A 21,328-nucleotide genomic window follows, 5' to 3' on the forward strand; every position below is an offset into this window, starting at 1 on the left:
TTTTGAAATCCCGCTGTCATAAGCAAGTCAGGTACGCTAAACTGCGTTCCATTCCTTTACGCGAGGGTCGCAAAAAGCTTTATGGATCAATTCCTTTCCTTCCTCTCCGGCGGGTTTACCCAAGCCAGCTGGTGGCAGATTGTTCTGTTCACCTTGGTGATGACGCACGTCACCATCGTGGCGGTCACGATCTTCCTGCACCGCAGCCAGACGCACCGCGGTCTCGACTTACACCCCGCAGTAATGCATTTCTTCCGGTTCTGGCTCTGGATGACGACGGGCATGGTCACAAAGGAATGGGTCGCCATTCACCGTAAGCACCACGCCAAATGCGAAAAAGAGGGCGATCCTCATTCGCCGATGCTGTTCGGTGTCTGGAAGGTATTGTTCCGTGGCGCTGATCTGTATCGCGTAGAGTCTGCCAACAAGGAAACCATGGCTAAATTCGGCCACGGTACGCCGGACGACTGGCTCGAGCAAAACGTCTACACCAAGCACAGCCTGTGGGGCGTGCTCACCATGCTGGCGATCGACGTGGCCCTGTTCGGCGCGATCGGCTTGACGGTCTGGGCGGTGCAAATGGCCTGGATTCCGTTCTGGGCGGCGGGGGTGGTCAACGGTATCGGCCACTTCTGGGGCTATCGCAACTACAACAGCCCGGACACCAGCACCAACGTATTTCCCTGGGGCATCGTGATCGGTGGCGAAGAACTGCACAACAACCACCACGCTCATGGCACGTCGGCCAAGTTCTCGGCCAAGTGGTACGAGATCGATATCGGCTGGGGCTACATCCAGGTGCTGAAGTTCTTCGGCTTGGCCAAGGTCCGCAAGGTCGCGCCCAAGCTCAAGCTCGAAACGAACACCAAGGCCATCGATCTGCGTACGCTGCAAGGCGTGATCACGCACCGTTACGAGGTCATGGCTCGTTACGGCGAGATCATCAAGACCACGCTGCGCGAAGAGCTCGGCAAGGACCACAGCGCATCGCGTTTGCAGCGTGTCCGCCGTTGGCTGCACCGCAACGAGGATGTCCTGCATCCCGAGCAGCGCGCCGAGGTCGATCAGGCCATCGCACACAACAAGTCGTTGTCCACCCTGGTGCAAATGCGCCGTGAGTTGGGCCGCTTGTGGGAAAGCTCCAGCGCCAGCAGCGAGCAACTTTTACATGACCTGCAGGCCTGGTGCCAGCGCGCCCAGCAAAGCGGCATCGCCGGGCTCGAGCAATTTGCGCAACGTCTCAGCCGCTACGCGGCATGATGCTAGAGCAACTCAATCCCGAACAACGCGCCGCAGTAACGCTTGATCCGCAGCACGCCCTGGTTCTCGCCGGGGCGGGTAGCGGCAAGACACGGGTCTTGACGACCCGCATGGCCTGGCTGATTCAAACCGGTCAGGCCAGTCCATTTGGGCTGCTGGCTGTCACGTTTACCAACAAGGCTGCGCGCGAGATGCTGTCGCGCATGTCGGCGATCTTGCCGATCGATACGCGCGGTCTGTGGATCGGTACCTTTCACGGGCTGTGCAATCGCATGCTGCGTGCGCATCATCGTGATGCGGGTCTGCCGCAATCCTTTCAGATTCTCGATACTACCGATCAATTGGCGGCCATCAAGCGCCTCTTGAAAGCCAACGGTATCGACGACGAAAAATATCCCCCTCGCGACGTCCAGCGTTTTATCAGCGGCGCCAAAGAGGCGGGCGAGCGTCCCGGCGATATCGAGGCCTACGACAGCCATCGCCGCCGCTTGATCGAGATCTATCAGTTGTACGAGGCGCAGTGCCAGCGCGAGGGTGTGGTCGACTTTGCCGAGTTGCTGTTGCGTGCGTACGAGCTATTGACGCGCAACGCACCGGTACGCGAACACTACCAGCGTCGTTTTCGTCACATCCTGGTCGACGAGTTCCAGGACACCAATACCCTGCAATACAAGTGGCTCAAGCTGCTGGCCGGGGGCGGCGCTGCCATTTTTGCCGTGGGTGACGACGATCAGTCGATTTATGCCTTTCGTGGCGCCAACGTGGGCAACATGGCGGATTTCGAGCGCGACTATGCGCGCGGCACCGTCATTCGGCTGGAACAAAACTACCGGTCCTACGGCCACATCCTGGATTCGGCCAACGCCCTCATTGGCCACAATAGCGGCCGCCTGGGTAAGAACCTCTGGACCGAACAAGGCGAGGGCGAGCCCATCCGCGTCATCGAGCAACCCTCGGATGGCATGGAGGCCCAATGGTTGGTCGACGAGATGCGCTCGCTCATCAACGAGGGCAGCCTGCGTCGCGAGATCGCCGTTCTGTACCGCAGCAACGCACAATCCCGTGTGATCGAGCATGCGCTGTTTTCGGCCGGCATTCCGTACAAGGTCTACGGCGGCCTGCGCTTTTTCGAGCGCCAGGAAATCAAACACGCGTTGGCCTATTTGCGTTTGATGGCCAATCCCCATGACGACACGTCCTGGATGCGCGTTGTCAATTTCCCCACGCGCGGCATCGGTGCGCGCACGCTGGAACAGTTGGCCGATGCGGCCCGTACGCTCGACACGAGCCTCTATGGCGCCGTGGCCCGCGTGCCTGGAAAGGGCGGCGCCAATCTGGCTCAGTTTGCGCAACTGATCGGCCGTTTGACTGACGAAACTCGCGAACTGCCGCTGCCAGAGCTGGTCGAGCACATGCTCGAGACCAGCGGCCTCATTGAGCACTACAAGGCCGATCGCGATGGTGCCGAGCGTCTCGAAAACTTGAACGAGTTGATCACGGCCGCGGCGGTGTTCGCCTCGGAGGAAAACTTCGACGGTTTGCCTGCCGGTATCGTGCCCGAAGGCGCCGTCGACAGTACCTTGATGCCCGGCGTGGTCGATGCGCCGGCCGAGATCTCGACAGGCATGACGCCATTGGCCGCGTTCCTGTCACACGCCTCGCTGGAGGCGGGCGACAATCAGGCTCAGGCTGGTCAGGACGCCGTGCAACTGATGACCGTACATGCCGCCAAGGGGTTGGAGTTCGACGCGGTGTTCATCACCGGTCTCGAAGAAGGCTTATTCCCTCACGAGAACAGCATTCTCGAGGCCTCCGGGCTCGAGGAAGAGCGCCGTCTGATGTATGTGGCCATCACGCGCGCGCGCGAGCGTCTTTACCTCACCTTGGCGCAGAGCCGCATGTTGCACGGCCAGACGCGCTACGCCATGCGGTCGCGGTTCCTGGACGAGATTCCGGAGCAACACCTGAAATGGTTGACCCCGCGAGGTGGTGTGGGCCATGCGCACGCCGGCTTTGGCGAATCGGCGGCTCGTGTCAGTCACGGCGACGCGTTCGGACGCCGTTCGACCGGAACGATCTCACCGCGGACGCCACGCGGCGTGACCTCGGGAGTGACCGTGGGCGACAAGCAATTCCGCATCGGCCAGGGCGTGCATCATGCCCGATTCGGTGATGGCACCATCATCGGCCTGAGCGGTTCAGGCCAGGATGCCCAGGCGCAAATCCAGTTCCGCGATGTGGGAGCCAAGACATTGGCACTGGGCATTGCCAAGCTGGATATCGTCCAAGGCTGATATTGTGGGCCGACGATAGGATGCGGATCAATGGATCTGCCACCCAACACATCGTCGGCCTGTTTTGCCAGTGGGCGATCAACTCATCCGCACCGCCATGCGTCGGCGCCATGCATATAGTCCCAACGCAATTACCACCAACGAAAAGCCTATCGTGGTCGATACCGGATCGGGATAGACCAACGCGAAACCAGCGACGATCAACATCGTGCGCTCGACCGCGTTGACTCGATCCAGCAGCCATCCTTGAAAGCCAATCGCCAACGCGAAAATGCCGCTTGCTGCGGTGAACGTGGCGGCGGCGATGCTCCACCAGTCAGCCCCCGCCAGCGCTTTGGTCGAACCCATCAGCAGCAATCCCTGGCCACCCGGATCCAGCACAAAAATAAAGGGCACCAAAAATGCCGGGATGGTGTATTTCCAACACTGCATGGTGGTCTTGTAGGGATCTCCGCCGGTGATCGCCGAAGCGGCGAATGGCGAGAGGGCCGTGGGCGGTGAAACCTCCGATAATACGGCGTAGTAAAAAATGAACATATGCGCGGCGAAATCCGGCACGCCCAGCTTGATCAATGCAGGCGCCGTGATGACGGCGCAGATGATGTAGGAAGCGGTCACGGGCACGGCCAAGCCGATGATCCAGACGACCAGCGCGGTATAAATCGCCGTCAACAGCAGCGACCCGGCTGCGTAGTCGATCACAATGCCGCTGAATTTCAGCCCGAGCCCGGTCAGCGTGACGACGCCGACGATGATGCCTGCGCCGGCGCAGGTCGCGCCCACGCTCAACATGCCGAGCGAGCCCGCTTTCAACGCCTGTATCAGCGGTGAGTTGAACAAATGCTCGGCTATACGCCCCTTGCCGCGGAACAGATCGCGAGAGATCATCGCCGTTTCCGGACGCAGAAAGCTCGTCAAGAAAGACACCACCGTGGCCCAGAACACGGACAGTACCGGCGAGAAACCCAGCAGCATGAAAGCGATGATGGAAACCAGCGACAGAAAGTGGTACCAATAGCGTCGCGTCAGGTTCCAGACTGTGTCTACGCGCTTGATATCGACGTTGCGCATTCCGTACTTGTGCACGTCGATCTCGACCATGAAGAACAGCGCCAGATAAAAAAGCAGCGTCGGGATGACTGCCATCAGCAGCACGTCCAGATACGAGATGTGCAGGAACTCGGCGATGATAAAAGCCGCAGCCCCCATCACCGGCGGTGAGATGATCGCCCCCAGACCTCCAGCTGATAACAGACCTCCTGCCGCGTTGCGCGCATAGCCGACTTTAGCCAGCATCGGCCACGCTACGGTACCCAGGGTCACGGTCGTGGCTACGCCCGAGCCTGATGGTCCACCCAGCAGAAAAGAGGCCAGCACCACGGTGCGTCCTGCTCCCGCGGGTTTGCCGCCCATCGCCGAAAAAGAGAAATCGATATAGAACTTGCCGGCACCCGAAAACTGCAGAAACGCGCCGAAAATCGTGAACAGAATGATCAACGACGAAGACACATCGACAGCCACCCCGTAGATACCCTCGAGCGTCATATACATGAAGCCCACCAGACGGCCCAGGTCATAGCCTCGATGCGTCCAGGGATGAGGCAGATAGTTGCCCAGAAAGGCGTACAGCAGAAAGCAGCTGGATATGACGGGCAGAATCCAGCCTATGGTACGGCGCATTGCCTCCATGACTAACAGAATCAAGGCCGAGCCGAATGCGATGTCCCAGGCATTGGGAAAGGTATTGCGGTCGGTGAATTCGTCGCCTCCCAGCAGCAGATAGACCACGGTGGCCACCGCCAATGCCGACATCAGCCAATCCCACCACATGATGCGATGCCGATAACGTTTGGCGATGGGGAACATCAGAAAACACAGCGCCAGCACCATGCTCACGTGCAAGGGGCGCAGCGCCTGAGTGGGCACGATCGCGTAGGCGGCATATAGATGGAAAAGCGACATCAATACCGCCAGCACCGCCAGAAACACACCCAGCGTGCCGCCGATATGATTGATCGCGCCTTCTTCTTCCTCGATGTATTGCTCGGCCTTGCGCAAGGCTTCGTCACTGACATGTGCGGAATTCTGTTCGTTGGATTCGGTCATGCCGGGGTCTCTCTTCCAGGATGCGGTTGCGGCAATGGTGTGCCGACGCCGGTCCCGCCGCAGGCGGGACCGGCATGAGGCGGAGCCTGCTTAATCGAGCGAGGCGCCGCGTTCCTGGAAATACTTGGCCGCCCCGGGGTGAAAGGGAATAGGACTGGCGGCCGATTTTTGCTTGTCGAGCGCAAAATCCGCCGTGATCTTGTGTACGGCGATCAGATCGTCACGGCTTTCGAAGATGGTCTTGACGATGTTATAGGCTGTTTTGTCGTCCATCTCCTCGTTAGCCACCAGCAGGTTCATCACGTTGGCATTCTTGTTGTCGGTCTTCATGCCGCGGTAGACGTCTTTGCCGATGACCGATTGCACGTAGAGTTTGCCGTACTTCTCGTTCATGGCCGGCACCAGATCGGCGTTGTCTATCATCAGCAACGTTGTCCCCGGCGTGTTGGCCAGGTCTGTCACTGCTGCAGTGGGCAGGCCGCCCACCCAGAAGAACGCGTCGATCTTGTTGTCTTTCAAGGCATTGACCGATTCGGCCACGCTCAGGCGTTCGCGTTGGACATCTTTGTCGCGATCCAGTCCAGCGGCCTCCAGCTCGCGAAACGCCATCACTTCGGTTGCGCTGCCGGGCGATCCCGTCGATATGCGCTTGCCTTTCAGATCCGCGAATTTTTCTATGTTCTTACCCTGCAGCGTGACGACGTGCATGCTGTTGGGGTACATGATCATCAGTGTGCGCAGTGCTTGTTTATTGCCCTTGAATTTGTCTTTGCCCTGGTAGGCGTCCAGTGCGGCATCGGACATGGTCATGCCGATATAGCTGTCGTCTGAGCCCACCAATTTGAGATTGTCCACCGATCCGCCGGTGACTTCTGCCGTCGCCTCCAGGCCTGGGACCTTCTTGGACAGGATGGACGCCATGCCGCCGCCGATCGGGTAATAAACCCCGCCCGTGCCGCCTGTTGCAATGGAGAGGTTCTCGGCCCCGGCCGTCTGCACGGCCAGCAACGAGAAACCCAGGATACATGCAAACCTCTTTACTGAAAGCTTCATGTGGTCTCCTCGTGCGCTGGGTCAGGCATCGTCGCGAGAGGAATGCCTGCCTGTTTGCGCTTTTTGCTTGTGTGGACTCGGGCGAGTCCTGCCCCTGTTTAACTCGCGTGCAAGCGAAGCGTCAATCGGGACTTTCTCGCCGAAGGGTGTCACAACAACGCGGAGATATCCCCGAGCGCCGCATTTTTGCAGCCTGCTTCAGGACTGAGGAGCCGACGCGTCGCTGATCCGCTGAGACAGGCGCGTGCAAATCTCAGCCAGCATCTGTTTGATCTGCTCGGTATTCGGTGTAGGCGTACCGTCGATGCGGGCAATATGCGGGATATTGATGGCGGCGACCACGCGTTGCCCTTGGCCCCACACAGGATGAGCGATATTCGTCACGCCTTGGATCTGGATGCTGGGCATCATGGCGTAGCCCGTCTGGCGCACCGTCTCCAGCAATGAGAACAATTGCCCCGGATCCATGTCGAGCTCGCCTTCAACATGGATGTGGCTGCTCAGCATGCGCGTGCGCGTCACCTCGTCTTGATGGGCCAACAGGACGTGGCCGGAGGACGTATCGGTCAGCCCCATCACGACACCGACCTTCAGGCCGAACGACCAGCGTTCCGGGCTGTCGGCCTGCGCCACGACGACGACGCGGCCGTTTTGATAGATGGCCAGATGGGCGGATTGACGTGTGCGCTCGGCCAACTCTTGCAGCAACGGCAATGCCGCACTCACGAGCGATTTGAGTGGCGGTTGGCGGTTTGCCAGGGTGAACATTTTCAGCGTCAGCGTGTAGCGGTCGTTTTCGTCGGCCTGGATATAGCCGCGATGCTGCAGTGTCACGACCATGCGGAAAATCTCGTTGACGTTGCGTCCGAGGACCTGGCTGAGCTGATTCAACGTATAGCCCTGCGCACTGGCGCTGAGCGCTTCCAGGATGTCCAGGCCTTTTTCCAGCGCGGGCGCGCTGTAGCGTGCGGCCTTTTCGGCCAGCGCTTCATCTGCGGCGTGGTGCGTCGGCAAGGTCTCTGCGGAAGGGATGGAGGTATTCATCTGTGGGGAACGAAGTGGCAGGGGAGCGGAAAACGGCACTGCTTTATCGATGTGCGGATGTGAGTCTGGAACGATATTTTATATTTAAAAATATATCTTATATGTAAAAATAATAGAGGGAAATTTTGATGGAGGACATGCGTTTTTCTCCCAAGGAAAACAAAAAAATACTATAGTAATAACGTGATAACACGCAATATATGATAGAAAGCATTTTTCATATATAAAAATAAAATCTATTCAATCAATAGACCGGAGACATGATGGCTGATCGTTTGGCAGGAAAAATTGCTTTGGTGACGGCTGCGGGGCGGGGTATCGGCCGCGCGACGGCGGAGTTGTTCATTGCTGAGGGGGCACGCGTCATCGCCACCGATATCAAGCCAGCGTTGTTAAGTGATCTCCGCGGTTGCGAAACACGGCAGCTGGATGTGATGGATTCCCAGGCGATTAGCGCGTTGGCGGCCGAGTTGGGCGATATCGACGTGCTGTTCAATTGCGCGGGCTATGTGCATGACGGCAACATTCTGAGTTGCGATCGCCAGGCTTGGGATTTTTCTTTTACGTTAAACGTCACTGCCATGTACGAGACGATCCGTGCATTTTTACCGGGTATGCTGCGCCAGGGCCGTGGCTCTATCATCAACATGGCCTCAGCCGCATCCAGCGTCAAAGGGGTGCCCAATCGATTCGCATACGGCGCGAGCAAGGCCGCTGTGGTCGGCCTGACCAAATCCATCGCCGCGGATTTTGTCGGGCAGGGTATCCGCTGCAATAGTATTTGTCCCGGTACGGTCGAGTCCCCGTCCTTGCAAGAGCGCATTGCCGGGCAGGCGGACAAATATGGAAAATCCGTAGAACAGGTGCGGGCAGATTTCGTGTCCCGCCAACCCATTGGGCGAGTAGGCAAGCCGCAAGAGATTGCCGCCTTGGCGTTGTATCTTGCGTCAGACGAGTCCAGCTTCACGACCGGCACGACGCAGATCATTGACGGCGGCTGGTCGAACTGAGTAGATAGTCCTGCATCTTGATAAGGAGTTTGTGTTGAAACTGTTGCGATACGGCCCTGTGGGCCAGGAAAAGCCCGGTCTGTTGGATGCTCAGGGCGCCGTCCGTGATCTGTCGGGCGTGCTGCTGGATATCACGGCCCAGACCTTGTCCCCCCAGGCGCTGGACACGTTGCGCAAGGTCGATCCGGCCAATCTGCCCGTTGTGGCTCAGCCCGGTCGCATCGGGACGCCCTATGCCGATCCCGGCAAGTTTGTCTGCATAGGCTTGAACTACAGCGATCACGCCGCCGAGACTGGCGCCGAGCCGCCGGCCGAGCCCATCCTGTTCAACAAATGGTCGCGAGCGTCGGGCGCCAACGATCCCATCGTGCTGCCCAAAGGTTCCGTGAAAACGGACTGGGAAGTCGAGTTGGGCGTGGTGATCGGCACCAAGGCGCGGTACGTCACGCTAGAGGATGCGCTCAAACACGTGGCCGGCTACTGCGTGATCAACGACGTGTCCGAGCGTGAATATCAGATCGAGCGTGGCGGTACCTGGGACAAGGGCAAAGGCTGCGATACGTTCGGCCCGATCGGTCCGTGGCTCGTGACGTCCGATGAGATTGCCGATCCGCAAAACCTGGCCATGTGGCTCGAGGTCAATGGCAAGCGCTTCCAGAACGGCAGCACCAAGACCATGATTTTCGACGTGGCGTATCTCATTCACTACGTCAGCCAATTCATCACCTTGTACCCCGGTGATCTGATTTCGACCGGAACGCCGCCTGGTGTCGGCCTGGGTCAAAAGCCGCCGGTGTATCTCAAGGACGGCGACGTGGTCCGGCTGGGAATCGAAGGGCTGGGCGAGCAAACGCAACGCGTCCATGCGTGGAACGCCGAGTTGCTGGATTGATGGATGTTTTCACCGCAGGCATGTGTCTGTGGTGAAAGCTGTACGGCACGAAGCAATGCCGCTCGCGTTGCTTCGTGCCCTGGCGTTTTCCAGGATGGTTGTTGATTTCATTGATGCGTGCGCACGCCGGTCAACTGCCCGCCGCATGAATCATGAAATCCCGAAACGCGCTGGCCGGCCGGGCCATGGCCGCGCGAGGATGCCAGAGCAGCCCGGCATCCATTGGCGGCACCGCATCGGTCAACGGAATCGCTTCGATCTTCTTGCCCTCTAGCGACCAGGGCCGATAAACCATATCCGACAAAATCGTGACGCCAAATCCATGCGCCACCAAGCCTCGCAATGCCTCCATGGATCGCGTGCGAAACGCGATATCGGGCTGCAGGCCATGGGCCCGCCAATACCCAAGCGTAGAGCGTTCGCCCTCATCCATCTCGAGCAAAATATACGGTAGCTTGGACACATCGGCCAGCGACGGTGCGGCTTGTTCCAATAACGGATGGCCTGCCGGCACCCACAATTGCCGGCGCGATTTGACCAATACATGTTTGCTCAGCGTGTTGCGCGTATCCGAATTCGACAGCAGTGTCACGCCGAGCTCCACATCGCCGCTGGCAATGGCAGTCTCGATCTCGGGCCGGTCCATGTCTACGAGGTCCAGCACAATATCCGGATAGCGGCGGCGAAAGCGCGCCAGCAACTCGGGCAGAAAATAGCCCAGCACCGTATAGGACGCGGCGATGCGTACCGAGCCGCGCAGGGTATAACGCTGGAATCCAGGCTCACGCAGGGCATCATCCAGGGCGTCCAGGATTTCCCGCGCGCGCTGATGAAAATGATGACCCTCGGGTGTCAGCGTGACGCCGTGAGGATGACGATCAAACAGCCGAATACCCAATTGAGCCTCCAGCGCCAGAATGGCGTTGGTCACGGCCGACTGCGACACATGTTCGTCAGTCGCCGCCATCGACAGGCGGCCCGTGCGGGCCGCCGCGGTGAAATAGCGCAATTGCCGTACGGTGACGTCTTTAGTCATGCGGTCTCCGGGTATTAATTTTATATATACCAGCTAACTGAATATATGAATATACGATAACCAGCGGGCTTTCTACACTCCTATCAAGCCAATCAATAGGCATCAGGAGACACAGTGAACGCCCCATTGCCCACCCATGTCACGCTGGACGATAAATACACGCAAGAAAGCGGCCGCATCTATCTGAGCGGCACCCAGGCCCTGGTACGGCTGCCCATGCTGCAACGGGCTCGCGACCAGGCGATGGGATTGAACACGGCAGGTTATATCTCTGGATACCGTGGTTCGCCATTGGGTGGACTGGACCTGGCGCTCTGGAAGGCCAAAGGCCATTTACAGTCGAACGACATCGTGTTCCAGCCTGGCCTGAACGAAGACCTGGCCGCGACGGCCGTCTGGGGAACGCAGCAGTTGAATCTATTCCCCAACGCGACGCGAGATGGGGTATTCGGCATGTGGTACGGCAAAGGGCCGGGCGTCGATCGCTCTATTGATGTGCTCAAGCACGCCAATTCCGCGGGTACCGCAGCCCATGGAGGCGTGCTGCTGTTGGCGGGCGATGATCATGCCGCCAAATCGTCCACCGTGGCGCACCAATCCGAACATGTCTTGATCGCTGCAGGCATTCCCGTGCTGTATCCGTCGAACGTGCAGGAATATCTCGACTACGGCCTGCACGGTTGGGCGATGAGCCGCTATACCGGTTTGTGGGTGGCGATGAAATGTGTCACGGACGTGGTTGAATCCAGCGCTTCGGTCGAACTCGATCCGGCACGTGTGCGCGTGGTGTTGCCTGATACCGAGTTACCAGCCGGCGGCCTGAACATTCGTTGGCCGGATACCCCGGTGGCCCAAGAAGCCCGCTTGTTGAATCACAAATGGTATGCCGCGTTGGATTACGTGCGCGCCAATGGACTGAACCGGGTAGTGCTGGACGCGCCGGATGCACACTTTGGCATCATGACTGCGGGCAAGGCCTATCTCGACGTGCGTCAGGCGCTGACCGACCTGGGGCTGGACGACGAGGCCTGTCAGATCGCGGGCATTCGCTTGATGAAGGTCGGCTGTGTCTGGCCTCTCGATGCCCAGGGCGCGCGCGCGTTTGCGACAGGCCTGAAAGAAATCCTGGTGGTCGAAGAAAAACGCCAGATCCTCGAATACGCACTAAAAGAAGAACTCTACAACTGGCGCGATGATGTGCGGCCCCGCATATTCGGCAAATTCGATGAGCGCGACAATGGCGGCGGCGAGTGGTCCATGCCGCGCGGCACACCGCTATTGCCCACGGAATACGAGCTTTCCCCCGCATTGATCGCCCGCGCGATTGCTGCGCGCCTGGACAAGGCAACCTTGCCCGATGAACTCAAAGCTCGCATCGCCGCACGCCTGGCCATCATCGATGCCAAAGAGCGCGAGGCTGCCAAGCCCATCATGGTCGAGGAGCGCAAGCCCTGGTTCTGCTCGGGCTGCCCGCACAATACCTCGACGCGCGTTCCCGAGGGCTCGCGCGCCGTGGCCGGCATTGGTTGCCACTACATGGCGATATGGATGGATCGCAATACTGATACCTTCAGCCAGATGGGCGGCGAGGGCGTCGCCTGGCTAGGGCAAAAAGACTTCACCAGCGAGCGCCATATCTTTGCCAATCTGGGGGACGGCACGTATTTCCATTCGGGGCTGTTGGCCATTCGCGCCGCAGTGGCGGCCAACGCACCCATCACCTACAAGATCCTGTACAACGATGCCGTTGCGATGACGGGCGGCCAACCCGTGGATGGCACATTGACCGTGCCTCAGATTGCCGCGCAGGTCCTGGCCGAGGGGGTCAACCGTGTCGTGGTCGTCAGCGACGAGCCCGGTAAATATCATGGCGCGCTGCAACTGCCCGCCAATGTGGCGGTCCACCATCGCCAGGAACTCGACGCCGTGCAGCGCGAATTGCGCGACATCTTGGCCACGACGGTGTTGATCTACGATCAGACGTGCGCTACTGAGAAACGCCGCCGCCGCAAGCGTGGCGATTATCCTGATCCGCTGCGCCGCGCCTTTATCAACGAGGCCGTATGCGAGGGCTGTGGCGATTGTTCCGTGCAATCCAACTGTCTGTCGGTCGAGCCCCTGGAGACGCCGATGGGCAGTAAACGGCGCATCAACCAGTCGTCCTGCAACAAGGATTTTTCCTGTGTACAGGGGTTCTGCCCGAGCTTTATCACCGCAGAGGGTGCCACGGTGCGCAAGCCCCGTCCGGTAAAGACGGCGACGGCGTTGGCCGAGGCCCCCGAGCCTGCCATCGTGCCGCTGAAAGCCGGCCATGCGCATCGCCTGGTGGTGGCTGGCGTTGGCGGTACAGGCGTGGTCACCATCGGCGCATTGCTGGGCGTGGCCGCTCATATCGAAGGCAAGGGCGTCACCGTACTGGACATGGCCGGGCTCGCCCAAAAGGGTGGCGCCGTGCTCAGTCATGTACAGTTGGCCTCAACACCCGAGGACCTGCAGGCCACGCGTGTTGCCTTGGGCGAAGCGGATTTGGTGATCGGTTGTGATGCTTTGGTCGCGGCCTCGCCCGAGGTCTTGTCCCGTTTACGCCCAGATGGCGGCCGAGCCGTGGTCAACAGCACGGCTGCACCGACGGCCTCGCTGCTTTCTCAGCCCGCGTGGACATTCCCTGGTGGCCAGGCCGAGGCCGCTTTGCGCCGCAGCACCTCGGGGCAATGCGATTTCATCGAGGCGGGTCCCCTGGCAGAGGCTTTGCTGGGCGACGGCATCTATGCAAATCCTCTGTTGTTGGGCTATGCATGGCAAAAGGGCAGCATCCCGCTATCGCGCGACAGTCTGCACCAGGCCATCAAACTCAATGGGGTATCGGTAGAAAAGAACCTCGCAGCCTTTGAGCTCGGCCGTCAGGCAGCGCATCATGGCGTAGCGGCACTGCGTCCCGCCCAGCCGGTAGCGGTATTGCCCGAGTCGCTGGACACCACGATTCGCCGTCTGGCCGATCATTTGCGTGCCTATCAGGACGAGGCCTATGCACAACGCTATATGAATGCCGTAGCCGCGCTTCGTGATCGCGAGTCCCGTTTGCCGGGCGAGGCGATATTGACGCGCGCAGTGGCAAAGAACCTGGCCAAATTGATGGCCTACAAAGACGAATACGAAGTCGCGCGCCTGCACACCGATCCCACATTCAAGCAACGTTTGCGGGAACAGTTCGAGGGTGAGCCGGGCAAGGACTACCGTGTGATTTACCACTTGGCTCCCCCCGCACTCTCCGGCGGCAAGAAACGGGCTTTCGGGCCCTGGGTGGAATGGGTGTTTCGTGCGTTGGCGCCAATGAAGCGCTTGCGCGGAACAGGCCTGGACTTTTTTGGCAAAACGGCCGAGCGCCGCATGGAACAAGCATTAGTGCGCGATTATTTCGACCTGGTCAATGAGTTCGCCCAGAGCCTCGATGCGCTGAATCGTGATGCCGCTGTCCAGTTGGCTGAACTGCCCGATAGCATCCGCGGCTATGGCCATGTCAAGGCGCGCAACGCAGAGCGGGCCGCTGCGCAGCGCGAGACCTTGCTGAGGCAATATCGAGAGGGTTCAAGCGTCGCAAAGGCGGCATAGGTCATCGAGAAAGCCGCTGCCTGTGTAGTACGATCATCTCCTCTGACGAGGACGGCGCACGCCTGGCAACGGCATGGAAAATTTACTACGCAAACTCGACCTGACGTCGTTGCGGCTCTTCGTAGCCGTTTGCCAAGAACACAGCATCGCGCGAGCGGCTGAGCGTGAGTTCATCGCGCCCTCGGCGGTCAGCCGCCGCATCGCAGAACTCGAATCCCTCATCGGCCTGCCGCTCATTCAACGGCATACGCGCGGTGTGACCATTACACAGGCAGGGCAGACGGTCCTGCGCCATGCCGGCAAGCTCATCGGTGACGTCGAGGCCATGGGGGCGGACCTCTCGCGGTTGTACTCCGGCGCCAAGGGGCATGTGCACATCGCAGCCAACCTGTCGGCCATCGTGCAATTTTTGCCTGAGGACGTCGCTGCCTTTCAGCGGCTGTTTCCCGACATCGATATAGAGCTCGAGGAACGCCACAGTCCCGATGTGTTGCGGCGCGTACGAGAGCGTGACGTCGATTTCGGTATCTGTAATAAGACGGCCGATATCGAGGGCCTGCATTCGTTGCCGTACCGTCGCGACAGACTGTCCGTCATGTTGCCAGCCTCGCATCCCAAGGCCGCGGCCCGGCAACTGAGTTTGCAGGATATTGCGGGAGAACCCTTTGTGGGCCTGGGGCCCGACAGCGCATTGACGCAGATGTTGACCGCTCGAGCGCAAGCCATGGGCACGACTTTGGCAGTCAAGATCCGCGTCACCAGCCTGGATGCATTGTGCCGGATGGCGCATGCCGGATTGGGCATCGCCATCATGCCGCAGCAGGTGGCAGAGCTATATCTCTCCGCGTTGGATGTGGTGGTAAAGCCCTTGTCCGATCCCTGGGCGCGGCGCGAAATGCGCATCGTCTGTATCGATCCAGAGCAATTATCGGCCAGCGCCTCGGTATTGCTGCGGTTCCTGGCGCAGGACGCGTAATCTCGGTTCAAGATGTCGGTCATGCCGAGACGGCACTTCGGATCCCCTCATCGTCTCCTTATAGTCTCAGCCACAGGGCAATAGACCCCGTTTGCACCAAATGAGGAGACTCGCTTGATGATCGCTCGAACTTTGGCGGCCTGTACGCTCGCCATCGCCACCACGTTGTTTCACGTGCCCGCCGCGCAGGCCGCGAACTATCCCGATCACCCGATACGGCTGATCGTACCGACCTCGCCTGGTTCCACGGCGGATGTCGTTGCGCGGGTGGTAGCGGAAAATCTGGGCAAGGCGTTGGCCCAGCCCCTGATCGTTGAAAACCTGTCAGGCGCTGCCGGTATTCCAGGTACCCGACAACTGGTGTCCGCCAAACCCGATGGCTATACCCTGGCGATTGTGTCGTCGAATCACGCCATCAATCCCAGCTTGTACAAAGACATGCCTTACGACAGCGTGCGCGACATCACGCCTATCTCGATGATCGGCACCACGCCGCTCGTCGTTGTCGTATCAGACACCTCGCCGTATCGCGATATCGGGGCTCTGCTCTCGGCTGCCCGAGCCCATCCCAAAGAGATCAACTACGGTTCATCGGGCACGGGCAGCGTTTTGCAGCTGGCCGGTGAACTGCTCAAGTCACACGCGAACGTCGATATGACCCACATCCCATATCGCGGCGGTAACGCCTTGATTACCGATGTGATGTCCGGCCAGATTCAAACGGCGTTCCTGGCTGTGCCCTCGGTATTGGCACAGATTCAAGCGGGCAAGCTCCGTGCCTTGGCGGTCAGCACACCTGAGCGCTTGGAGGTACTGCCAAATGTGCCGACATTGGCCGAATCCGGGGTGAAAAATTATTCGTATGATGCCTGGATCGCCTTGATCGGCCCCGCGGGCATGGCGCCAGAGCAAGTCAGTCAACTGCAATCCGCCACGGCGCGTGTGATGAAAGACCCCGCCGTATTGAAAGCCTTGCAACCCCTCGGATTCGTGTCACAAGGCAGCACGACAGAGCAGGCTCGTAAAGTCCTGGTCGATGAAATCAGTAAGACCCAAGGGCTGGTATCCGCCGCGGGGATCTCTGTTGAATAGTATGTCTGAAACTCTGGTACTAGATCGTCCTGCGCGGTTTCTATTTCTGTCGCGCGACCCTGCGTTAATTACCGCGCAGCTCGCGGGGAATGCCGTGGCCCTGAGTCAGGCGAGCCCTTTGCGCGACGATGTGTCCACCGACGAGATCACGCCGGTGACTATCCTCACGCACTTTGACGAGAGCCTGGGACAGTTTCCGTACACCGGGCTGCAGGTCGCGGGCCAGCGCCCCATTGCAGAGAATGCGGTTCGGGAGTCAGGCGTCAACGTCGTCGTCGGAGGCAACCGCTACGGCAAGGGCTCATCCCGCGAACACAGCCCCATGGCAGAAAAGTCAGCGGGGGTACGTCTGGTCATTGCCGAGAGTTTCGAGCGTATCTATCGGCAGAACGCCGACAACATAGGCCTGTACACCAGCACCGATATGAGTCTGGTGGAACGCCTGCAACGCGGTGAGCGCATTACTGTCGATGACATCGTCGCGGATCGCGACCAGTTGGCGGCAGCGATTGTGCGCGAGGGTGGATTGCTGGCCTTTGGGCAACAGCATCTGCGGACAGCAGCGCGGGTGGATTCGATAGATCCGGCGCCACAAACCCTGTTCGAAAAAATCATTCGACGCCACTTGTTGAGTACGCCCGTGACGTCGACGGCATTGTCGACCGGCGAAGGCGTCTTCGTTCGTGCGGATTGGCGATTCATCCACGAGTACTACACCGGGATGGCCGCGCATATGTTGCACGCGCGTTTCGGCCGTCCATTGACGCTCATCGATACCGACAGCATCGTCGTATTCGAAGACCACACCTCGTATGTCGACGAGAGCCCGAATCACGTGCGTATGGGTTTTGTGCCCAAGGTGCGCTTCATGTGCCAGGCACAACGTGACTTCATCCATGACTATGGTTTGCGACAGCATCGCACCTTGACTGATGCCGAGGCCGCCCTGGATCCGGGCACGAATGTTGCCGGTATTTCGCACGCGATGATGGCCGAGCATTACGCCTCGCCGGGGCAAGTAGTCGTGGGGACCGATTCGCATACGCCGCATAGCGGGGCGCTGGGTTGCGTCGCGTTTGGGGTCGGTACGACGGATATGGCCAACGCTTTTATGACCGGCACCATCCGATTGACGATGCCGGCGAGTCTGAAGATCGACTTGCGCGGCCGTTTGCCAGCCGGTGTGACGGCAAAGGATGTCGTACTGCATCTATTGGCGCTGCCGGAAATCCGGACCGGGGCAGGGGTAGGGAAAGTATTCGAGTTCACAGGGCCTGCTGTCCGGGCCATGTCGATCGATGAACGTGCGACGTTGACCAATATGACGGCAGAGTTGGGCGGTCTGACTGGAATCGTTGCCCCCGATGAGGTGACCTGTGCCTTTCTGCGTGAGCGTCGAGGCGTGCAAACAGAGCTCGAATCGTGGATGCATAGCGACGAGGGCGCCGAGTATGCTGCGACGTTCACCGTCGATTGTGCGGCGCTATCGCCCTATGTTGCCGCGCCCGGTGATCCCGGCAATGGCGTGCCATTGACCGAACTCAGAGAACGCCCGCACGTGGATATCGCGTATGGTGGCTCATGCACGGCCGGAAAACGCGAGGATTTCGACCACTATCACGAAGTGCTGGCGTGGGCCTTGGAAAACAACGTACGTATCGCCGAGGGCGTGACGCTTTTTTTGCAGTACGGGACGACGGCCGTACGCGATTACTGCCAGGCAAAAGGCTATGACCAGACTTTTGCCCGCATGGGGGCGCGCATTCTGCAGCCATCCTGTGGCGCGTGTGCCAACTGTGGTCCAGGCTCATCCACCGATGCGAACCAAATCACCGTCAGTGCGATCAATCGCAACTTTCCGGGCCGCTCGGGACCCGGCAGCGTATGGCTGGCTAGCCCGCCGACGGTGATCGCCAGTGCGTTGGCTGGGGAATTGGTATCCTTTGACGAGATCAAGGCACGTTACCAGGCGGCTTGAGCTGCAGCAACTGCGATTGATGAAAAATCCATCAGATCGAGTGCGTCAATCTAGACGCCCTCACCGCAGTTGGCTATCGACACGAGCATGATATGGTCCTAGGTCGATGCGGTCTCGGACAGGTTGAGCCTGCCTAGTCGCTCGTTCCCTGCTCAATCTCTTCGAGCTCCGTCTGGATCTCCAGCCATTGTTCTTCGAGAGTGTCCATCCGTTTGCCCAGCTCGCCGTGCTCGGCCATCACCTGTTGGCGCTCGGTACGGCGCGCGTCGGAATACAGGTCTGCATCGGCAATCAGTGCATCCAACACCTGCAACCGTGCCCGCAGCTTGTCCATCTCGCTTTCCACTTTCGTCAGCTTGCCCTGCAGGGGTTTGCGTAACGCGGCCAGTCTCTGGCGTTGTTCGGCTTCCAGGCGGCGCTGGGTTTTACGGTCTACATTTGCATTGTCTGCGCCGCTCGATGCGGCCTCCCCGCGCGCTTGCGCCCGAGTTTCCGCGCGTGATTCGGCCTGACGTGCGTTCAACCAGTCCCGATAATCCTCCAGATCACCATCGAACTCGCGCATCTGCCCATCGGCAACGATCCAGAAACTATCTACGGTCGTGCGCAACAAATGACGATCGTGCGAGACCAATAGCATGCTGCCCGAAAACTCGGCCAATGCTGCGGCCAGCGCTTCGCGTGTTTCCACATCCAAGTGGTTGCTGGGTTCGTCCAGCAGCAGCAGATTGGGCTTTTGCCATACGATCAACGAGAGCGCCAGGCGTGCTTTTTCGCCGCCCGACATGGGGCCGACCTTGCCATTGACGGTGTCGCCGGAAAAACCAAAGCCCCCCAGATAATTGCGCAGTTCCTGTTCGCGTGCGTCAGGCGCCAATCTGGCCAGATGCTCCAGCGGCGTGCCGTCCAGGTCCAGCATATCCAATTGATGCTGGTGGAAATAGCCAATTGCCAGACCTTTGGAGGCGCGACGCTCTCCGGCTTGTACCGGAATTTCCTCGGCCAAGGTCTTGATCAGCGTACTTTTGCCCGCGCCGTTTGCGCCCAGTACGCCGACACGAGCGCCTGCGCGTACCATCAGCGTGACATCTTTCAGAATGGAAACTTGCTGCCCATCCGTGCTCGTATAGCCCGCCGCGACCTTTTCCAACACCAATAATGGATCCGGCGTATGTTCAGGCGAAGGAATACGTATGTCGATGCCGGCCTCGGCATGCAGCGGCGCCAGCGTTTCCATGCGCGCCAGAGCCTTGACCCGGCTTTGCGCTTGTTTAGCCTTGGACGCTTTAGCCTTGAAGCGATCAATAAAACTCTGCAGCCGTGCTGCTTCGCGAGACTGGCGTTCATGCGCGATGCTGACCAGGCGCAGACGCTCGGCGCGTTGCGTCAGGAAATCCTGATAGCCGCCGCGATAGCGCACCAGCTTGCCATGATCAAAATGCAAAATGATCCGCGCCACGGCATCCAGGAACTCGGTATCGTGCGAGATCAACAGCACCGTGCCGGGATACGCCGCCAGCCACTTTTCCAGCCACAACATGGCGTCCAGATCCAGGTGGTTGGTCGGCTCGTCCAGCAGCAGTAATTCCGATGGGGCCATCAGCGCCCGGGCCAAGGCCAGGCGCATACGCCAGCCACCCGAAAAACTGGCGACCGGTTTCATCCATTCATCCGGCGCAAACCCCAGGCCTGCCAGCAACTGTTCTGCACGGGAATTCGCGCTCCACACGCCAGCCTCGGCCAGTGCTGCCTCGAGTTCGGCAATGCGGGTGCCGTGATCATCATGCACCGCTGCGCGCTCGGCCTGCAGCGCACGCAGATGCGTGTCGCCATCGATTACGAATTCGCGGGCAGGGCGGTCATCGGCGGCGATTTCCTGCTGCACGCTGGCGATGCGCCAGCCTGCGGGCACGTCCAGCGTGCCCGCATCCTGATCCAGAGTACCGGTCAATAAAGCAAACAACGAGGACTTTCCCGCCCCGTTCTTGCCGACAAAACCCACCCGCTCGCCGGGGTTCACTACAAATTCCGCGCCATCGAGCAGTACCTTGGTACCGCGTCGCAGCGTCAATCCTGATGCTCGTATCACAACTGCTCGCGGGTCAGTAGCAAGATCTGGTCCGACGCCTCTTCGGTATCCAGCCAAACGGGTTCAAGCTCGGGGAACGCGGCTTCGAAATGATCGCGCTCGTAGCCGATTTCCAATACCAGCACACCCTCGGGCGACAGGTATTTCGGTGCGGCCTGCAAAATGCGGCGCACCAAGTCCATGCCATCCGTGCCACCTGCCAACGCGAGTGATGGTTCATGCCGATACTCGTGAGGCAGTTCATCCATCGATTGGCTATTCACATAAGGCGGATTGCAGACGATGACGTCGTAGGCCGCGTGGGGCAGCGCATCAAACAGATTGCTGTGATGCAGTGTCAAACGATCCTGCAAGCCATATTCATCCACGTTACGGCGGGCCACTTCCAACGCGTCCGTTGAGACATCGACAGCGTCCACGTCGGCATTCGGAAAGGCCAGAGCCGTCAGAATTGCCAGACACCCGGAGCCGGTACACATATCCAATGCACGCGTGACCTCAAACGGATCTCGCAACCAGGGCGACAACCCCTGATCCAGCAATTCTGCAATGGGTGAGCGGGGCACGATGACGCGTTGGTCGACATAAAAACGATGGCCGCGCAGCCAGGCCTCCTGAGTCAGGTAGGCGGCAGGCAGGCGTTCAGTCACGCGCCGATCAATCAATTGCAGTACTTTCGCACGCTCGTCGCTGGTGACACGGGCATCCAGAAACGGATCCAGCGTGTCGGGCGGCAAATGCAGTCCGTGCAACACCAGATAGACGGCCTCGTCCCACGCGTTATCGGAACCATGGCCCAGCGCGACTTGCGCTTCGTTAAAGCGCGACACGCCATAGCGGATCAAGTCACGCAGGGTCTGCAATTCTTGGCGATCAGATGACGACATAG

At 59.6% G+C, this 21,328-nt stretch carries 14 protein-coding genes; 8 read left to right on the plus strand and 6 right to left on the minus strand.

The features are described 5' to 3' along the window. Positions 1-81 precede the first annotated feature (81 nt). Both ACYVI2_RS27495 and ACYVI2_RS27500 read left to right on the plus strand, forming a co-directional pair. Positions 82-1,260 (plus strand): DesA family fatty acid desaturase, encoded by a 1,179-nt coding sequence (locus tag ACYVI2_RS27495; protein WP_415819652.1) that lies wholly within the window; start codon positions 82-84, stop codon positions 1,258-1,260. Continuing rightward, on the plus strand, positions 1,257-3,554 hold the full coding sequence (locus tag ACYVI2_RS27500) for a UvrD-helicase domain-containing protein (protein WP_415819653.1): 2,298 nt from the start codon (positions 1,257-1,259) through the stop codon (positions 3,552-3,554). The genes ACYVI2_RS27495 and ACYVI2_RS27500 overlap by 4 nt, the downstream gene beginning before the upstream one ends. 78 nt (positions 3,555-3,632) lie before the next feature. Here the strand turns inward: ACYVI2_RS27500 and ACYVI2_RS27505 are convergent, their stop codons facing one another. The 3 genes from ACYVI2_RS27505 to ACYVI2_RS27515 all read right to left on the minus strand — a co-directional run bounded on the left by ACYVI2_RS27505 (position 3,633) and on the right by ACYVI2_RS27515 (position 7,757). Continuing rightward, a complete protein-coding gene (locus tag ACYVI2_RS27505; RefSeq protein WP_415819654.1) occupies positions 3,633-5,660 on the minus strand; it encodes a TRAP transporter permease in 2,028 nt (675 codons plus the stop codon). Positions 5,661-5,750: 90 nt separating this feature from the next. Next, entirely contained in the window at positions 5,751-6,713 is a 963-nt protein-coding gene (locus tag ACYVI2_RS27510; RefSeq protein WP_415819655.1) for a TAXI family TRAP transporter solute-binding subunit, read from the minus strand. 198 nt (positions 6,714-6,911) lie between these two features. Beyond that, entirely contained in the window at positions 6,912-7,757 is an 846-nt protein-coding gene (locus ACYVI2_RS27515) for an IclR family transcriptional regulator (protein WP_415819656.1), read from the minus strand. Positions 7,758-8,020: 263 nt separating this feature from the next. On the opposite strand from ACYVI2_RS27515, the gene ACYVI2_RS27520 reads away from it, so the two are divergent. Then, the gene (locus ACYVI2_RS27520; protein WP_415819699.1) at positions 8,021-8,767 is read left to right on the plus strand and encodes an SDR family oxidoreductase; all 747 of its coding nucleotides are present in this window, start codon (positions 8,021-8,023) and stop codon (positions 8,765-8,767) included. 34 nt (positions 8,768-8,801) lie between these two features. Next, positions 8,802-9,659, plus strand: coding sequence for a fumarylacetoacetate hydrolase family protein (locus ACYVI2_RS27525; RefSeq protein ID WP_415819657.1), 858 nt, complete (start codon positions 8,802-8,804; stop codon positions 9,657-9,659). Positions 9,660-9,789: 130 nt separating this feature from the next. On the opposite strand, the gene ACYVI2_RS27530 is transcribed toward ACYVI2_RS27525, so the two are convergent. Beyond that, positions 9,790-10,695, minus strand: coding sequence for a LysR family transcriptional regulator (locus tag ACYVI2_RS27530; protein WP_460490382.1), 906 nt, complete (start codon positions 10,693-10,695; stop codon positions 9,790-9,792). Positions 10,696-10,809: 114 nt separating this feature from the next. Here ACYVI2_RS27530 and ACYVI2_RS27535 point away from each other — a divergent pair, with 114 nt between their 5' ends. From ACYVI2_RS27535 to ACYVI2_RS27550, 4 genes are all read left to right on the plus strand, one after another. Continuing rightward, positions 10,810-14,304 carry an indolepyruvate ferredoxin oxidoreductase family protein gene (locus ACYVI2_RS27535; RefSeq protein ID WP_415819658.1) on the plus strand — a complete coding sequence of 1,165 codons (3,495 nt, stop codon included), beginning with the start codon at positions 10,810-10,812 and terminating at the stop codon, positions 14,302-14,304. 73 nt (positions 14,305-14,377) lie between these two features. Continuing rightward, on the plus strand, positions 14,378-15,280 hold the full coding sequence (locus ACYVI2_RS27540; RefSeq protein WP_415819659.1) for a LysR family transcriptional regulator: 903 nt from the start codon (positions 14,378-14,380) through the stop codon (positions 15,278-15,280). 117 nt (positions 15,281-15,397) lie between these two features. Further along, positions 15,398-16,372: a Bug family tripartite tricarboxylate transporter substrate binding protein gene (locus ACYVI2_RS27545; protein WP_415819660.1), complete on the plus strand. Its 975-nt coding sequence runs from the start codon at positions 15,398-15,400 to the stop codon at positions 16,370-16,372. Between the two features lies 1 nt (position 16,373). After that, positions 16,374-18,350, plus strand: a complete 1,977-nt coding sequence (locus tag ACYVI2_RS27550; protein ID WP_415819661.1) for an aconitase family protein — start codon at positions 16,374-16,376, stop codon at positions 18,348-18,350. Positions 18,351-18,483: 133 nt separating this feature from the next. Here the strand turns inward: ACYVI2_RS27550 and ACYVI2_RS27555 are convergent, their stop codons facing one another. Both ACYVI2_RS27555 and prmB read right to left on the minus strand, forming a co-directional pair. Then, positions 18,484-20,439, minus strand: coding sequence for an ABC-F family ATP-binding cassette domain-containing protein (locus ACYVI2_RS27555; RefSeq protein ID WP_415819662.1), 1,956 nt, complete (start codon positions 20,437-20,439; stop codon positions 18,484-18,486). Continuing rightward, positions 20,436-21,326, minus strand: coding sequence for a 50S ribosomal protein L3 N(5)-glutamine methyltransferase (gene prmB, locus ACYVI2_RS27560; RefSeq protein WP_415819663.1), 891 nt, complete (start codon positions 21,324-21,326; stop codon positions 20,436-20,438). Before prmB ends, ACYVI2_RS27555 begins: the two co-directional genes overlap by 4 nt. Positions 21,327-21,328: the final 2 nt, after the last annotated feature.

The organism is Bordetella tumbae (assembly GCF_054780995.1).

Coding starts and splice junctions, on each gene's coding strand:
- ACYVI2_RS27495 (WP_415819652.1), top strand. CDS start 82: ATGGATCAATTCCTTTCCTTCCTCTCCGGCGGGTTTACCCAAGCCAGC.
- ACYVI2_RS27500 (WP_415819653.1), top strand. CDS start 1,257: ATGATGCTAGAGCAACTCAATCCCGAACAACGCGCCGCAGTAACGCTT.
- ACYVI2_RS27505 (WP_415819654.1), bottom strand. CDS start 5,660: ATGACCGAATCCAACGAACAGAATTCCGCACATGTCAGTGACGAAGCC.
- ACYVI2_RS27510 (WP_415819655.1), bottom strand. CDS start 6,713: ATGAAGCTTTCAGTAAAGAGGTTTGCATGTATCCTGGGTTTCTCGTTG.
- ACYVI2_RS27515 (WP_415819656.1), bottom strand. CDS start 7,757: ATGAATACCTCCATCCCTTCCGCAGAGACCTTGCCGACGCACCACGCC.
- ACYVI2_RS27520 (WP_415819699.1), top strand. CDS start 8,021: ATGGCTGATCGTTTGGCAGGAAAAATTGCTTTGGTGACGGCTGCGGGG.
- ACYVI2_RS27530 (WP_460490382.1), bottom strand. CDS start 10,695: ATGACTAAAGACGTCACCGTACGGCAATTGCGCTATTTCACCGCGGCG.
- ACYVI2_RS27540 (WP_415819659.1), top strand. CDS start 14,378: ATGGAAAATTTACTACGCAAACTCGACCTGACGTCGTTGCGGCTCTTC.
- ACYVI2_RS27545 (WP_415819660.1), top strand. CDS start 15,398: ATGATCGCTCGAACTTTGGCGGCCTGTACGCTCGCCATCGCCACCACG.
- ACYVI2_RS27550 (WP_415819661.1), top strand. CDS start 16,374: ATGTCTGAAACTCTGGTACTAGATCGTCCTGCGCGGTTTCTATTTCTG.
- prmB (WP_415819663.1), bottom strand. CDS start 21,326: ATGTCGTCATCTGATCGCCAAGAATTGCAGACCCTGCGTGACTTGATC.